Genomic DNA, 16464 nt, shown 5'->3' on the forward strand with positions numbered 1-16464 from the left:
AATGTTTATTGATTTTATAGCTAAAATCGTTGAAAAAGCAAAAAAGTTAAAATTTCTCATTAATTATCTTTATTAATTCCTAAAATATGCCGTTTAATTTGCAATTTTGTGAATTGCAATATTTATCTTATTGCGGAAAAAAACAAGCCATGATAATAATGCGGCAACTTGTAAAAAAAAATATTTAATTAATGAAAACATATTCTATTAACATGGGATTTTATAATACAAATACTGTTGAAGAAAAAAGGGTTAACAAGTTAACTGGTGACATTCATATCAATGATGCCTTTAAGGAAGAAACGCAGAAAAGAGGCATCCCTATTTATGATGCGTACAATATTCAAAAAAGATTATATCACGAAGTGGAACAGGAAATGCTTGTAGGCGAAGATGCTGTCGACAGACGTCTTATGGAGCTTCTTGACGAAAAGGGAAAAAAGGAAGTTTCACACAGCTATGTCGATCAAATCGAATCCGACGCCAATAAAAGCAAGGGAATGATTCCGGCCAGGCCAAAGGAGCCACCAACGACTAACGAAATTTTAAACAGCGTCCCGCCAAGGGCAAGGGACGGCAGGAAACTGACCGGAAGGGAACCTAAAACCACTGAAGATCTTTTAAACAGAATATTTCTGCAAAATCAGAAGATGCTTAACCAGAACAAGGTCATCATTGAATTACTGACTAAGATAGAGGAAAAATTATGATTGATGGAATTACCACTTACGGATCCGAGGAACTGATGGAATACCTGGCAAAGGTAATCGACCCGGTTTTCGTCTGCACCATCGGAACTACCGAAACCTCACTGATTCCAGGTCTTTCCGGTGCGGGAGCATCCCCCGAACTGACGGAATACACTCCGGCTGCAGATGCTGAAATTATGGTTTTGGGCCACGTCGAGTGCATGGATGAAATTCCGCAGACCGTTGTCGGAAAGGCCGCAGCACCGACTCCGTCCATGCTTACAAAGGCTTCACTGGAAATTGCAGACATTCCATTTACGATTGTGGATGCGGGATGTAAAATCAAGCCCAGCATAGAATGCAACAGGCTTGGAAACGAATACGGAAGGGACATCAGAACCGGAAAAGGTGTTTTAAACCCATTGGAAATATATGAAAACGCCCGTGAATTGGGTGCTGAGCTTGCAAGGCGCCATCCGATGCTGATAATCGGTGAAAGCATTGCCGCCGGAACAACGACCGCACTGGGGGTCCTGAGAGCTTTAAACTATGACGCAAACGAGAAGGTAAGCGGAAGCATGCCCCACAATCCACATGATTTAAAAACGAAAGTAGTGGATGAGGGACTTAAAAACGCAGGATTAAATCCTGAAACCGACAATATCGACGGTCTTCAGGCAATAGGTGCCGTGGGTGATCCTATTCTTGCCGCCGTATCCGGACTGGTTTTGGGAGCTGACGGACAGATTCCTATAATTTTAGCAGGCGGAACTCAGATGGCTGCGGTATGCGCTGTCGTAAAATCAATCAAGCCTTCATTTGACTTTTCAAGAATCAACCTTGCAACGACCGTCTTTGTCGTGGGCGATGAGACAGCCGATTTGCTCGGCCTTTTAAAGCAGATTGACGAGGACATTACTCTTCACTCCGTTGACCCTAAATTTGATGAATCCGAGCATGAAGGACTCAGAAATTATCTTGACGGCTTTGTAAAGGAAGGTGCAGGTGCCGGAGGAGCGATGTTTACCGCTTTGGCTCGCGGAGTACCCGTTGAAAAATTAAGAAGAAAAATAGAAAAAACATGTAGTTAATTAAAAACTACATTATTACTTTTTTTAGAATATGTGGGCTATTGAACCCATAAATACAATAATTCCTACAATCCAGCAGTAGTAGGAGAATATATCCAGGCTTTTGTTTTGAATCAGATCAAGAAGCCATTTGATTGCAAGGTATCCTGAAACGAATGCCGCAACGAATCCTAAAATGATTGCTGCGCCGTCACCGCTCATTGAAAGTCCGATATCTTTAAGCTGGAGTACGAATGCACCGAAAATAGCTGGAATTGACAATATGAAACTGAATTTTGCGGCGAATTCCTTGTCAAGGCCTATTACAAGACCAGCGGCGATTGTCGTACCTGAACGGGATAACCCAGGCATTATAGCACAGGCCTGGCCCAACCCCATAAATAGAGACTGGAACCATCCCATATGGGACATGTCAATCTGACCGGAGGCCATCCTTTGAGACAAGTACAGTATAGTACCCGTAACAAATAAAAAGAATCCCGGAACGTACAATGCGCCGGCAAACAATGCATCGACCTGGCTTTCAAACAGTACGCCCACAAGGGCTACTGGAATGGTTGCCAAAATGACGTACCATGCAAGCCTTTTATATGGGTCTGAGTAAAAGCCTTCCTTAAATCTGTGCTGCAATATGTCCCCGACACTTGACACCCATGCCAAAATCATCTTGTAGATGTCCGCACGGAAATAAATCAAGACTGCAAGCAGGCTTCCCAAATGAAGAAAAGTATCGAAAGCCAAGGAGCTTTCAACACCTAAGATATTTTGAATAAATATTAAGTGTGCGGAACTACTTACTGGCAGGAATTCCGTCAATCCCTGGACGATACCAATAATAATTCCCTGAATGATGTTCATCTAACACACCTAAATGTAATCTAACCAGCCGTATTTGTCTTCGATTTTAGCTTCAACGATTTCAAAAAATGTTGATTGTATTTTTTCGGCAATAGGACCTCTTTTACCGATTCCTATGGTTTTACCGTCGATTGTTCTGATTGGAGTTACTTCAGCGGCGGTTCCGGTGAAGAATACTTCATCAGCGAGGTATAACCTTTCACGGGAGATTGTTTCTTCAATTACTTCATAACCTAAATCGCCTGCTACCTTAATGATTGAATCACGGGTGATTCCCCTTAAGTTTGAAGATCCAAGTGACGGAGTGTGAAGTACGCCGTCTTCAACGAGGAAAATGTTTTCTCCGCTTCCTTCTGAAACGTATCCGGTGTAGTCAAGCATGATTGCTTCATCGTAGCCGTGTTCGATAGCTTCGATTTTGGCCAGCTGGGAGTTCATGTAGTTGGCTCCGCATTTTGCCATTGCAGGGAAAGTGTCAGGAGCAGGTTTTCTCCATGAGGAAACACCGATATCAACACCGTTTGCCATTCCTTCTTCTCCGAGGTATGATCCCCAGTCCCAGGCTGCAATGACGACGTTTACAGGACAGTTCAATGGGTTTACTCCCAATTCGCCGTATCCTCTGAAAACAATTGGGCGTATGTAGCATGATTTTAAATCATTGACCCTTACGGTTTCCTTGATTGCTTCTGCAATTTCCTCTTCGGTGTATGGAATAGGTATCTTATAGATTTTTGCAGAATCGAATAACCTTCTTACATGCTCTTTTAAACGGAAAACAGCGGTACCGTTTTCGTTGCTATATGCACGTATTCCTTCAAAAACACTTGTTCCATAGTGGACTACATGAGAAAGTGAGTGGATTGTTGCGTCTTTCCAGTCAACGAATTCTCCGTCCATCCATACTTTACTTGCTGTATCATCCCAAGCCATATTTATCACATCTTTTTTTGTGATTAAATATATGGAATTGTTTTTATTTAAAATTAATTATTGTATTACGAAACACTTATATAAGATTAACATCATAATATAATTTGTTGGTTCCGTGGTCTAGTGGTATGATACCTCCCTTACAAGGAGGGGATCACGAGTTCGAATCTCGTCGGAACCACTATTTTTTATTACCTTTTCACCGAATTAAAGACTTTTTTTAATTGTATATATTTTATCATTTATTCAGGCATTATGAACATACTAACAAAAAATAATATATTTTTTATAATATTGAACATTATTTAATGAAATCTGTTGTTAAACGCCTGCAACAATTAAATAATAAGATTTAAATAATTTTCTTTTCATATTTAATATTACAAATATAGGAGATATTTAATATGGTAGTTAAAATTTGTATTTTAAGAAGTGGAAATATTGGAACTTCTCCAATTTTAGACTTGTTATTAGATGAAAGAGCAGACAGACCAAATATTGACGTAAGAGTATTTGGATCCGGTGCAAAAATGAACCCGGAACAAGTAGAAGAAGTCGTACCTAAATTAGAACAATTCGACCCTGATTTCTGCATTTTCGTCAGCCCAAACCCAGGAGCTCCAGGTCCTGCTAAAGCAAGAGAACTCTTATCTGAAGTAGACATTCCTGCTATCATCATCGGTGACGCACCAGGTAAAGGTAAGAAAGATGAAATGGACGAACAAGGTCTCGGTTACATTATCGTAATGTCCGACCCAATGATTGGTGCAAAAAGAGAATGGTTAGACCCAACTGAAATGGCTATCTTCAACGCTGATATCATCAAAGTATTAGCAGAAACCGGTGCATTAAGATTAGTACAAAAAACTCTCGACGGCGTAATCGCTGCTGTTGAAGCTGGTGAAGAAGTCGAATTACCAAAACTCATTGTTACCGCTGAAAAAGCTGTTGAAGCAGGCGAATTTGCTAACCCATACGCAAAAGCTAAAGCTATTGCAGCATACGAAATGGCTGGATCCGTTGCAAACTTAGACATGAAAGGCTGTTTCATGACCAAAGGATACGAAAACTTCATTCCTTTAGTTGCTGCTGCTCACGAAATCGCTGCTGCTGCTGCAGCATTAGCTGGTGAAGCAAGAGAAATCGAAAAAGGCAACGACACTGTTTTAAGAACTCCTCACATGAAAGAAGGAGCTGTCGGCCGCAAAACCGATTTAATCTCAAAACCAGAATAAGTAGACAAACATCTACTTATTTTTTTAACTTTTTTTTAAAGAATAACCATCAAAAAAATAAAGAAAAATAGAAAGGATTATAGAACACCTTTCGTAGATGGAATCTGATTGTGTTCTATTTTAACAGCTTCTTTTAAAGATTTTGCAAAGGCCTTGAAGATAGCCTCTGCCTTGTGGTGATCATTTGCGCCCCTGACTTCGCCATAGATATTCAACTTGGCTGAGGATGCAAATGATTCGAAGAAATGGACAACAATGTCTGCAGTCATGTCACCGATTTTTTCGTTTTTAAAGTTCAAGTTCATGTTACAGTAGCTTCTTCCGCTGATATCGACCGCTACAGTTGCAACTGACTCGTCCATCGGAACGATTGCGTGAGCCATCCTTTTTATGCCCACCTTATCGCCGATAGCTTCGCTAAAGGCTTCACCAAGAAGAATTCCAACATCTTCGATAGTGTGGTGATCATCTATTTCGATGTCCCCCTCGGCCTTAACCTCCAAATCGATCATGCTGTGCTTTGAAAAGGATTCCAGCATGTGATTGAAAAAGTTCACACCGGTGGAAATATCGTATTTTCCCTCACCGTCAAGATTCATCTTAATTTCAATATCAGTCTCTGATGTTTTTCTCTCAACATTAGCTATTCGACTCATTACAACACACCTAAATAATTAATTTTACCCTCAAGGATTCATTCATCTGGCCCGTCACGTATTATTTTAATGCACTGTGTAGGGCATTCCATTGCACATAGCGTACAAACATGGCAATATCTTAAATCCAATATATGTGCAACGCTTGTAATTTTCCAGATTTTATGCGCTTTCGGGCAAATCTCATAGCACTTGCCGCAGCCTATACATTTAGATTCATCAACCTCAATTTGTAACATTACCTCACCTTAGAATTAATCACAATTTTAAAGTTGCTACAGACATCGCCTTAAATCCAATATAGATTTCCTTACCAATGGTGAGATTCAGTTCCTTCTCGGCGGACACAGTAATGTCTGAATAGATATTTACTCCCCCAACGTCCACGTTGACGCGAATGATCTCAGCATTGAGTCTCATTTCGACAATAGTACCCTTGATTATATTTCGGATACTGGATTTCTGCGGTTCAAGCATCAAAAAGATATTGTCATAGCTTATTAATGCCAAAACCTTATCTCCAACTTCATAGTTCTTGTTCAAAGGAATGTTAACTTCGAAGCTGTTCATCTTAACTGTCATGACGCCTTTTGCATCATCGATTGCTATGACTTCAGATTCGATTTCATTAACGTCCTTATGAAGTTCCATAATTGCATTTATTTTTTTGCATTCCTTTAAGATAGAATAACCTTCTTCGGTCAAGGTAGTGCCCCCACCACCGCCTTTTCCGCCTTTAGAAGTACTCACAATTTTAACTTGAAGAGTAGATTCTATCTTGTCAATATAGTTCAGTGCTGTCCTATAAGATATTTTGACGATTTTAGCGGATTCCGTTAAGGAACCGGTGTCTAAAATGGATTCAAGTAGCTGGTATTTCTTGTTGTCAAGCAGAAAAGAATTACCGTCAACGTTAATCTTATATTCAACACCTGCTTTTACATCAGTCATATTATAATCCTCCAAAGATATATAACATGAATATTTATATACGTTATATAATAATAAGATTTTCTATTATTTGTTTCTGAATTCAATCTTTTCCACAAAGTTAAGGAGTTTATTTGCAATGACTGAAAGGGGACCGAATTTTGATGATAATTCCCTTAAAGACTCAATGTCCTCTTTTGTGAAGAATTTAACCAGAATCAGTGCGAAGAAATAAACGATGATACATGCTACAATACCAGGGAATAACCATAATGTGGTCTTTGGAATGAAAAGTCCGAATAATCCCATTATTGCCGTAGCCGCAATTATCTTGAATACGGCCAGCTTCTGGGCCTTTGCCTTCGTTAACTTGAACACAAAATAGATTACCGGAACCATCATGACAAAACATCCGATTGTAGTACCCAATGCGCCTCCGGCAATTCCCATGACAGGAACCAGTATCCAGCATAAAATGCCCGTTACTACGGCTCCGAATATTAAGATGTACATTGGAATGCGGGGATTTCCGATACCCTGAACGATACTAGTGGAAATTGAAAAAATTGAATAGAATGTCATTCCTATAGCCAAAATCGCCAGTGCGGAAGCACCTGCAACGTATTCGGGCTTTGCAAAATAGAGTACCCTTAATGTAGGGGCAGCAAACAAGGCAAGTCCTATACACATCGGTACGACAAAGAGCAATGAGTATTTATATGATTCGTTTACGTATCTCTGCAATGCATTAATGTCTTTTAGCTTAAAGGCTTCGGAAGATGCCGGTAAAATCGTGGTTGCAACTGAAATTGAAATCATCAAAGGCAGACGCGCAATAGGATCGGCCGCTGCAAAAAATCCGACTGCATCTAAAGTCAGGAACTTGCCCATGACAATGGTACAGATATTGTAAATGAGCATTTCAGCAATGGCCGTGATAATTACCGGGATGGAAAACTTGACCAAAGTTCCGGCAAGTCTTAATTCCTGTCTTTTGGTAAATACAAAATCAGGATTGGCATCGGGAAGGTATTTAGGCATGTAAACCTTGAAGATATAAACCGCTGATACGGCAGATAAGGAGTAACCTAAAACTGTACCCCACAGCGCCCCGACGGTTGAAAGGCCAATCAGAACGAATGCTGTTGCAAAAAGAATCATACCGAGCTGTTCGATGGCACGTGTATAGAGAATGTATTCCATCTTGTAAACGCCCTGGAAGGCTCCCCTGAAAGCGCCTACGATTACGCTGAAAGGAGTGATGAGACCGACAATCTGCAGCGGAACCAGCGCAATAGGTTTTCCTAAATAATGGTATGCCAAAAACGGAGCGACGACAAAAATCATCAGCACGCCGAAGAAAAGGCCTAAAAATACCATTATCTTTAAGGCCGTGAAAATCGTCTGTCGGGCCATATCCGAGTCATTAACGGCATTGTACTCTGCAACGTATTTTGCAATGGCCGGCGGAAGTCCTCCTGCTGCTAAAGTCTGGAAAATTCCCTGAAACGGCAAAGTAAGTCCTAAAACACCATACATTGTTGGTCCAAGAAGCATAGCCATTAAAAAACGGTAGACATATCCGCCTATACGGAATATGATGTTACCTGCAAAGATTATTAAACTGCCTCTTATCAACTTATTTGCCATAATATAACCATTAAAAAATTAGTATAGATTAATATAAATAGATTTTAATATTTAAATGTAATTGTAAAAAATAAGTGTAGAAAAAATCTACTTGAAAAACTTTGATATTAATATTACAGCTGAAAATCCGATAACTAATGCAGCAAGCATAATTATGATGTTTGTCATACTGAACAACTGTGAATCTTCATTTGCCGGCTGAACATCAGCAGAAGTGTTGACTTCAGATGTGTTATTTGATATATTGGCGGAATTTGTTGTATCGGAACCTGCAGTGCCCGCATTGGCTGAAGACTGTCCTGAAGCGGAGCTTCCTGAACTACCAGAACTAGAACCGCCTGAACTTCCCCCTGATTCTGAAGAAGCTGAGCTTCCTGAACCGGAAGAAGATGGAGCCGCAGACTGTGAAGAGCCTGAAGACTGACTTGATGCACCGCCTGATGAAGAAGCCGGAGCTGACTGAGCAGGACTTGAATCTGAAGATGAGACCTCCTCAACATATTCCGTTCCATGGCCGGGGTGTGCAAAAACACCATTGAAGCATGAAAAAACGAATATCAATGTAATCAGAATCGTCAAATACTTGTATTTCATTAAAATCACCTTAAAAATAAAAAAAGATAAAGATTATTTTAAAAATAACCTTTACTTGAAATTTAGTCTTTTCTAGTTTTCATATATCCTACACCGAACAAAGCACCGATAATCAATGCTCCGATAACAGCATAGACAAGATTATTGTCTCCAGATTTAGAAACCGGTTTCTTTTCAATCTCGTAGGATTTTGAGCTGTCGGATGATTTTTCGTCAGACGGAGTTTCATCTGAACTTTCGGATGAAGTGTCTTCGGATGCCTGAGTTGAAGTTCTTACAGGACTGCTTGAAACGCCTACGCTAGAATAACTACTTTGGGTAGTTGTTCTGGAAGGAATAGCTTGCTGAGTGCTTGAAGGGTTTGCATTTGCATTGCTGTTTGATTGAGCGTTGCTGTTTGCATTTGAATCAGTATTGGTATTAGAATCAGTATTGGTGTTTGTGTTGGTACCGTTTGATTCTTCTTTGTTGTTTTGATTATTTTTCTCAGCAATCTGTTTTAAGAGATCTTCTTTACTGATATCATCCAAACTTCTTAGATATTTAAGGCTGCTGCCTTCTCCTCCGGAGAGAATGGTTTGTAACTGTTCTTCTGTAATCCATCTGCTGTCGTTGTGAGCTACCTTATGATAATTCTCAGTCAAGATTGGGTTTTCATTGCCGTTGTACAGGTCAATGAATGCTTGAATCTGTGCAGCTCTTTTGGATTCGGAAGTAACGTAACCACTTAAATCTGGGCTAGGCCATTGGTAAGAGATGGAAACTGCCTGACCAATATTGTTGGCTGAATCCCAAATGATTAAAATACCTTCTTCATCCAAATCGTCAGCGCCTTTATATTCATCGCTTGTCAATTTCTGAACGAGATAATTACCTAAACCAGGTGATACATCCAAAATGTACTCGAGACTGTCGTCCTTACAGTACTGTTCGTTTGCGATGTAAATGTAGGATTGGTTTTCATTCAATGGGAAATTTTCCTGAATGTAATCAACTATAAAGAATCCTGGCTGTACACCCGGACATGCGTGATTGTGGAACAGGAATGACATTATCTGTTCGAATGAAGGTTCTGCTGACCATGCATTGGAAATACTTTGGATACTGAAGTAATTGCCGTCAATATAAGCTTCTTTACTGATTCCGCCTGAAATGGCTGAATTGTTTAAGGTTGTCATATTGATATTGTAGACTTTAGATCCGTTGTATTGACCGACATAAAATGTACCGTCAGCATTGTATCTCATGTAAATGCTCATTAAGGATCCGTCATCCTGTTTTAATATGAAATTAAACCATAATGGAGTCCAGATAGCTTTGTGGTCCGGAAGTAATGTTTTTCTGGATAATCTTGATCCTAACTCTTCAAATAAACCGTCCCAGCATCCTTCAGTTGACTGTTCATTAATCATTACGTAACCTGCTGAGGTCATTACCATCAAATTAGGCATGTCCTTGCGGATTTTAACGCCCAGTTCGTTTTCGTAAATGTCAATAGCTGTTTTTGCAGCTTGCTGACCGATAGCTTTGAAGTCATCATAGGTTAATGAACCTTTATGAGCGATAACGTTGTCACGGGTAGCGTTAGGCAAGTCCAAGCTTTGAATGTAAGCATAGTCCAAACCGTGGGAATTGGTTGCGTTGATAACGTGACCTTCACCGTCATCATCGTCATCAGTAACACCGACGAGGTATAAGTATTGTTCTTTGGTCAGGTTTTCCTTTTCAATTAAAATGTTAACAAGACTTGCCGGATTATCATAGATTCTGTTAATCCACCAGGTGTTGTATTTTAATTGTTCTAAACTGCCGTCACCGGTGATTCCGGTTTCTTTTTCGAACAATGCTTTGTTTGCATCGGAGTCGTATTCCATTACGATAATGGTTCCCTTGTTAGTTTGACCGTTCCAGCGGATGAAACCAATCATGTTTTCAGTAGCGCCGGTAGATGTGGTATTAAAACCGACATAAGATGTTTTACCGGAAGTTGCATCTAAGAAAAAGATTACAGCATCGTTGGATGAATCACCAGGAATACCCAATACCTTATAAGAGGTAATGTCTCCAGGAGATTGTAATCCGTTTCCAGTTTCTTGAATTGGAGGATAATATTGTAGTAACGCTTTAGTTATTGTGTATCCGCCAAGAGTTCCTTCACAGATGTGTCCGTGGAAAGCTGCTTCCTGCAATACGTCAAAAGTAACACCATCATACCATCCATTTGCCAGACTGGCGAATGAAAATGCGTTTTCACCACCAACCGCTTTAAACAATGCATTCCATTGTGAAGTGGTCATGTATTCAGATATAGTACCGAGATATACCTCTTCAGTCTTTCCGTTTAAGAAAATTGCTGCTGTAAGTTCAGTTCCTTTTTTAACTACGAAACAGAAATCAATTGGATCTACAGCGGTTTGACGTAACATCAATATGTTACCTCTTCCATAAGAAATATAATCGGTAGCATAGTTAAGAATTCCATCAAATGCGGCTTCACTGGTTTTACCGTTTAATTTAGGTACGCCAGCAGTAGTAATAGCTAATACTGCATCCGCTTCCTTGAAATTAAGCAATGCATCTGCCCTTGCAGTTACATCATGACCTAATTTGTAAGCGTCACTGGCTATCATGTCGACTTTTACAGGAGATGCGCCGTTGGCATCAAACAGTTTGTATTGACTTAAATAACCAGGAGCGGAAATAGAAATATTAAGCTTGTCTGAAGCCTGTGTAGAATTAACTTTAACATTATAATATTTGTTTGCACTATCGTAATCCTGAGATTCGACAGTAGCGTTCACAGCATCAAATGTTGGTGTTATCTTTCCATTATCATTAGTAAATTCATAGTTTACGTCAATGTTAACTTGAGAAGGTGAATCGACTAATAGAATATCGGAAGCATCATCAACATCCTGTGCAGATACTCCACCTATTACAAATAATGCTAACATTGCAATAGATAAAAGTAAAAATAACTGTTTTCTAATAATTTAGCCTCCCATTTGTATATATAATTGTATCATGTCTATCAGGACATTAATACAAGGATAATTTATTTAGTAATAATAATATAAATATAGTTATTATCATAAGTATTAAAAAATTAAAAAAAGTATTACTTTTTCGAGAAAATCAAAACATTAAAACAAATTATAACAGTTTAATAATTAAATAAATAAATTTGAACACGAAATAGATATAAAAAGACATGTTGATTAAATTAATATAAAAATAAACAATGGAAATTAAAATTTTTTTAAAAAAATGCCTGACATTGGCCAAATAATTTTAGTAATACTATTAACAATGTTATATCTTAAAAATAAGCAATGTTTATTCACAATATAACAATAATTATATTATTTGTTAGATTTAATACGAATAAAATAAAATCGATTTAGATTTCCACAAATTAAGCATAATAAAATAAATAAAATTTAAATAATACTTTTCTTAAAAAAATTAATATACAAATAATAATAAAGTTAAGAATAAGGTGATTAAATGCATTTACCTGACGGAATAGTACCCTTGAATCAAGCAATCATTTACTGGGTTATTACATTAATAATAGTTTGCATATTCTTTTATAAATTCTCAAAGGATGAGCAAAAGGAAAAAAGGATAGTTTCAATCGCTATTTTCAGCGTGTTTACAATTACAATAACTTCCCTGTCAATTCCTTCACCGCTGGGCGTTCCGATACACTTCTTTTTGATACCGCTTGTGGCGATTCTGCTCGGGCCTCTGAGCTCAAGTATTGTTTCATTCATAAGCCTTTTGATGCAGGCGATTATGCTTAATATGGGCGGAATCACGATACTGGGAGCGAATTTCATTGTAATGGGACTGATATTGTCCTACGTATGCTATGCGTTCTTCATGCTGCTTGAGGATTTGAATAAGAAGTTTGCAATATTCGCATCAACGATAATAGGAATAATGGCCGCCACTTTTGGACAGGTGGCCGTTTTATTGATTTCCGGTGCAATGAACTTTGACGTGCTTCTTGCAACGTTAATACCTTTCTACCTGTTCATATCAATAATAGAAGGATTTGCAAATGTGATAATTATTACTGCAATTGAAAAAATAAAACCTGAAATAATGGAAATTAAAAAAATTTAGGTGATAGAAATGAAATATTTAAAGATATCAATTATGGCATTGGTCTTACTGCTTACAATGGCCGCAGTATCAGCTCACGGCGTTGACGTCACCGCAGATACAATGGTTATTGCAAATGAAACCAATGGACAATTCGTTAAAGATTTGGCTGATGCAAACGGAATAAACATCAGCGTCTACAAATTTACTTCCGCAGATGAAGTTGCCCACATTCTTGAGCACAGCGTGAACAATACAAACAAGAGAATACTGATGACCGCATATCAGGACATCGGTAACGACTTTGTGAAAAACCACAGCGAAATGGCAAAAAGAATAATCGTGGTCGATGACGTTACAAACGACACCGTACTTCATGGATTAAAGGATATTATTAACGCCCCAACGGGAAACGTTGAAAGCGATAATGGCATGGGCTTTGCTATGCCGTTGGCTATGGGAATCGTAATAGGTTTAATCATCGGCGTTGCAGGCGGCGTGCTAATATCAAAAAAGAAAAATTAATTTAGGTTTTTTAACCTAAATATATTTTTTCAAAAACTTTTCAAATTCCACCAAAGTCCTATCAAGGGACTCCATCCCATATTCATCTTTTTTTATATCTTCCATATTATCATTTGACCAGAAGGAAGCACCAAGGTTTGATCCGAAAGGCCCGCCGCTTACCGGAATGATTCCGTGAATCATGAAATAAGTAATATTTTTCAAATGGGCAAAATCCTGTCCGCCGGTACGGTCTCCTCCAACAGCGATGCTCATGCCGATTTTTCCCCTTAAAAGATTGTAATCAACAGCTTCCAAAGCCCTTGTTCGGTCCATGATGGCTGCCATATTGCTTGATATGCCTCCGCTTTGAATTGGAGTTGCAAGGATAATGCCGTCGGCTTCCTGCAGATTTTCATAAACCTCAAGCATGTCGTCTTCAATGATGCATTTCTTGTTCTTTAAGCAGTAGTCACAGTGCATGCAGGGTTTAATCGTTTTTCCAGCACATGTAAATAGACTTGTTTCAAAACCGTGACTTTTTAGCTTATCCAAGGCATTTTTAGTAACATATTCTGTCGTGGCGCTTCTGGGACTTGCGCAAATTCCAAAAACTTTCATGATAATATATTTTAGTTCAAACAATATTAATACTCTTATTTTTAGAAAATTGATATTTCGATGAACAAAATTTCAGAAAAAAGCATATAAGGCAACAAAATATTTATAATGTCTAAATAACATAAACTATATATAATAGTGATTATTGAGGAATTTTATGAAAATAGGGCATGGAGTAGTAAAGAAATATTCAAGGGAGTATCACAGAACTCTGAAAAATGGTGAAAAAAAGAAATACATTACGGAGCAGATACAAATTACCGTGCCTAAAAATGAAGATATCTACAATAATCAGGAAGAAGTCCTTATTATTCCAGAATCCGAAATGGAAGAATTTTACAATCTAGAAGAAGAATTGAACGCTAATAAGGTAGCTACTTATTTGTATATGTTGGAAGTGGAAAAATTGGAGCAATTATTAAATGATGCAAATCCTTCAGAATATGAAAAAATAATAGAAGAACTTAAAGAAGAGCTTCACGCTAAAGAAAACGAAATAAATAATTTGGAAAGCATTAATTCTGATACTAAAAATGATGCAGTTTCGTTTTTAAAGGAAGAAAACGCCAATATAAAAACCAAACATTCTAGATTGATTGAGGAAAATGAGAATCTCAAGACAAAATACGTCAACATGAAAATAGAAAACGAGAATCTCAAAACCAAATACACCAGCATTAAAGAAGAGAATAAAAACCTCAAAAGCAAATGCTCCACGCTGAAAGAGAAAAATGATGATATTAAAACCAGCTATGATAAGGTCAGCGACAAATACGACCAGCTCAAGCAGGAAAATCTCAACACCAAAACTTCATACGCCGAAATGTTTACCGCAAATGAAGATTTGGAAAAGGATTATGATGACTTGCGCCTTGAATATAACGATCTGGTCGACAAATACAATGACTTGGAAGAAGAGCTGTATATCCTTAAATCATCCAGAAGCCGTGACGAATATATAGCAAGCAAAGTCAAAGAATTTATTTTAAATAATGAACATTAAAATTCGTAATCGTCCTGAAATTCAGGATTCCACCTTTTAAGCGCAGGGATAAAATTAGTTGTAATTCCTGTAGCGACGGTTTCGGGCAATCTTGGATTTTTTTCCATCATCTCTTCGGATTTACGTACAATCATCTCCGTTAAGGTAATGTCAGGTTCGGTGTATTCGCCGTCCTGAAAGCAGTCCTTGCAGAATTCGGGGTTTAAACTGCCATCTTTGTTTGTTCCGTAATCCTCTTTAACGATAGGTCTGCCGCATGAATTGCAAAAACCCATAAAAATAACCTCTTTTTAAAAAAAAATAGAAAAATAAATTAGAAATTAATCTAATTTACCTGTTCGTCTTCATCCATTGCAAGTCTCATGTTATCCGGGTCAGGTGGGAAATGAGCCAGGAAGTCCTGTGCGGATCTTCTTACATCCCTTGAACCGATGATGTATCTTCCTGCAATGATAATGTCTGCACCTTTGTCAATGGCTTCTTCGACGTTTTCCGGAGTGATTCCGCCGGCAACTGCTATGAGGCCATCGCCAATGATTTCCTTAATCTTTTTGATGTTACCCCATTCAGTCATTTCACTGATGTCTTCACCTTTTTCAGCCTTATAGGTTTCAAGGTCGACGTTTCTGTGTAACAGTACGATATCAGGTTTTAAATCGTCAGGCAGTTGTGATAATTTTGCCTCGAAGTCTTTGACGTTCATCATGTCCAGGATAGCGTAGATTCCCTGTTTCTGGGTTTCGTGAATTGCTTTTTTAATTGATTCTATGGTTCCTAAACCGGAAATAGCTACTGCATCGGCTGTAGCGTCAGCTGCCATCTTGATTTCAACACGGCCGACATCCAAGGTTTTCAAATCGGCAATGATGAATGCTGATGGGCGAAGAGCCCTGATGTCTTCAACTACACCGACACCGAATTTCTTGACGAGAGGGGTACCGGCTTCGATAAGAACCCTTTCCTTGTCCGGAATGTCGTTGAGGATTCTTGCCATTGCCTCTTTGCTGTCAAGGTCAAGTGCAACTTGCAGGTAAGGTGGAGACCAGAGTTTTTGTACTCTGAATCCCATGATTGGGTGGGTTCCACGGTCTTTTTCTGCAAGAACCTTTTCAATTGATGGGTAACCTTCCATAGCTCTTCTGATAGCAAGTTTGGTTGCACCATAATTATACTGATAAATTTTTCTGAAATCTTCGGCAGACGGATCTATGAAAACACTTACGTTAATGACAATGTCTTCTACAATGTCTTTTGGTATGTAGCCGTCTTCTACCGCATCAGCCACTGCCCTTGCAACAGCTGTCTGTGCAGGTCCGAATATTTTACTAGCATCGCTTAAATCGCCAACAGTTACTTTAGGAATAATTAAAGTAGCTGGTTTAGTCATTAAGTTTGGTCTGATTACGCTTGTTAATGGAGTGTGTCCGATTGAAAGGTTGGATAATCCATTAGCGAAAGCCTGACCAACAGGTCCGAATTTATCACCAATCAGCAAATCGATGTGTGCTAATTCCGGGCCATCTCCAATAAGAGCTTCTCCTATTCTATACATTGGGTCCATTAAATTCCTCCGTTATATAATAACATTAT

At 38.6% G+C, this 16464-nt stretch carries 17 protein-coding genes and 1 tRNA gene; 7 read left to right on the top strand and 11 right to left on the bottom strand.

Translation table 11 applies throughout. The annotated features are described in order from the left end of the window. Positions 1-212: 212 nt before the first annotated feature. Positions 213-710: a hypothetical protein gene (locus F3G70_RS06005; RefSeq protein ID WP_149731796.1), complete on the top strand. Its 498-nt coding sequence runs from the start codon at positions 213-215 to the stop codon at positions 708-710. Then, positions 707-1780, top strand: coding sequence for a nicotinate mononucleotide-dependent phosphoribosyltransferase CobT (cobT, locus tag F3G70_RS06010; RefSeq protein ID WP_149731797.1), 1074 nt, complete (start codon positions 707-709; stop codon positions 1778-1780). The genes F3G70_RS06005 and cobT overlap by 4 nt, the downstream gene beginning before the upstream one ends. A gap of 24 nt (positions 1781-1804) precedes the next feature. On the opposite strand, the gene uppP is transcribed toward cobT, so the two are convergent. Further along, positions 1805-2638, bottom strand: coding sequence for an undecaprenyl-diphosphatase UppP (uppP, locus tag F3G70_RS06015; RefSeq protein WP_149731798.1), 834 nt, complete (start codon positions 2636-2638; stop codon positions 1805-1807). Positions 2639-2647: 9 nt separating this feature from the next. Next, entirely contained in the window at positions 2648-3571 is a 924-nt protein-coding gene (gene ilvE / locus F3G70_RS06020; protein WP_149731799.1) for a branched-chain-amino-acid transaminase, read from the bottom strand. A 109-nt stretch (positions 3572-3680) separates the two neighbouring features. Between ilvE and F3G70_RS06025 the strand changes: the two genes are divergently transcribed. After that, positions 3681-3752: transfer RNA gene (locus F3G70_RS06025), tRNA-Val, on the top strand. Between the two features lie 223 nt (positions 3753-3975). Then, complete coding sequence (locus tag F3G70_RS06030; RefSeq protein ID WP_149731800.1) at positions 3976-4806, top strand: F420-dependent methylenetetrahydromethanopterin dehydrogenase; 831 nt, start codon at positions 3976-3978, stop codon at positions 4804-4806. Positions 4807-4883: 77 nt separating this feature from the next. On the opposite strand, the gene hisB is transcribed toward F3G70_RS06030, so the two are convergent. From hisB to F3G70_RS06060, 6 genes are all read right to left on the bottom strand, one after another. Further along, positions 4884-5462, bottom strand: coding sequence for an imidazoleglycerol-phosphate dehydratase HisB (gene hisB / locus F3G70_RS06035; protein WP_149731801.1), 579 nt, complete (start codon positions 5460-5462; stop codon positions 4884-4886). Positions 5463-5500: 38 nt separating this feature from the next. Then, the gene (locus tag F3G70_RS06040; protein ID WP_149731802.1) at positions 5501-5701 is read right to left on the bottom strand and encodes a 4Fe-4S dicluster domain-containing protein; all 201 of its coding nucleotides are present in this window, start codon (positions 5699-5701) and stop codon (positions 5501-5503) included. A gap of 19 nt (positions 5702-5720) precedes the next feature. Next, entirely contained in the window at positions 5721-6413 is a 693-nt protein-coding gene (locus F3G70_RS06045) for a TOBE domain-containing protein (RefSeq protein WP_149731803.1), read from the bottom strand. A 66-nt stretch (positions 6414-6479) separates the two neighbouring features. Next, a complete protein-coding gene (locus F3G70_RS06050; RefSeq protein WP_149731804.1) occupies positions 6480-8042 on the bottom strand; it encodes a flippase in 1563 nt (520 codons plus the stop codon). A gap of 87 nt (positions 8043-8129) precedes the next feature. Further along, positions 8130-8636 carry a hypothetical protein gene (locus F3G70_RS06055; RefSeq protein ID WP_149731805.1) on the bottom strand — a complete coding sequence of 169 codons (507 nt, stop codon included), beginning with the start codon at positions 8634-8636 and terminating at the stop codon, positions 8130-8132. Positions 8637-8698: 62 nt separating this feature from the next. Further along, positions 8699-11590, bottom strand: a complete 2892-nt coding sequence (locus tag F3G70_RS06060; protein WP_149731806.1) for an FmdE family protein — start codon at positions 11588-11590, stop codon at positions 8699-8701. 553 nt (positions 11591-12143) lie between these two features. Between F3G70_RS06060 and F3G70_RS06065 the strand changes: the two genes are divergently transcribed. Both F3G70_RS06065 and F3G70_RS06070 read left to right on the top strand, forming a co-directional pair. Beyond that, positions 12144-12767: an energy-coupling factor ABC transporter permease gene (locus tag F3G70_RS06065; RefSeq protein ID WP_149731807.1), complete on the top strand. Its 624-nt coding sequence runs from the start codon at positions 12144-12146 to the stop codon at positions 12765-12767. Positions 12768-12776: 9 nt separating this feature from the next. Beyond that, a complete protein-coding gene (locus tag F3G70_RS06070; RefSeq protein ID WP_149731808.1) occupies positions 12777-13271 on the top strand; it encodes a hypothetical protein in 495 nt (164 codons plus the stop codon). Positions 13272-13286: 15 nt separating this feature from the next. On the opposite strand, the gene F3G70_RS06075 is transcribed toward F3G70_RS06070, so the two are convergent. Next, entirely contained in the window at positions 13287-13871 is a 585-nt protein-coding gene (locus F3G70_RS06075) for a flavodoxin family protein (RefSeq protein WP_149731809.1), read from the bottom strand. Between the two features lie 157 nt (positions 13872-14028). Here F3G70_RS06075 and F3G70_RS06080 point away from each other — a divergent pair, with 157 nt between their 5' ends. Then, entirely contained in the window at positions 14029-14874 is an 846-nt protein-coding gene (locus F3G70_RS06080) for a phosphoserine phosphatase (protein ID WP_149731810.1), read from the top strand. Here the strand turns inward: F3G70_RS06080 and F3G70_RS06085 are convergent. Further along, complete coding sequence (locus F3G70_RS06085) at positions 14871-15149, bottom strand: zinc ribbon domain-containing protein (protein WP_149731811.1); 279 nt, start codon at positions 15147-15149, stop codon at positions 14871-14873. The genes F3G70_RS06080 and F3G70_RS06085 overlap by 4 nt on opposite strands. A gap of 50 nt (positions 15150-15199) precedes the next feature. Next, positions 15200-16426 (bottom strand): bifunctional 5,6,7,8-tetrahydromethanopterin hydro-lyase/3-hexulose-6-phosphate synthase, encoded by a 1227-nt coding sequence (locus tag F3G70_RS06090; protein WP_149731833.1) that lies wholly within the window; start codon positions 16424-16426, stop codon positions 15200-15202. Between the last annotated feature and the right edge of the window lie 38 nt (positions 16427-16464).

The sequence above is a fragment of the Methanobrevibacter millerae genome (assembly GCF_900103415.1).
Lineage (GTDB): Archaea > Methanobacteriota > Methanobacteria > Methanobacteriales > Methanobacteriaceae > Methanocatella > Methanocatella millerae.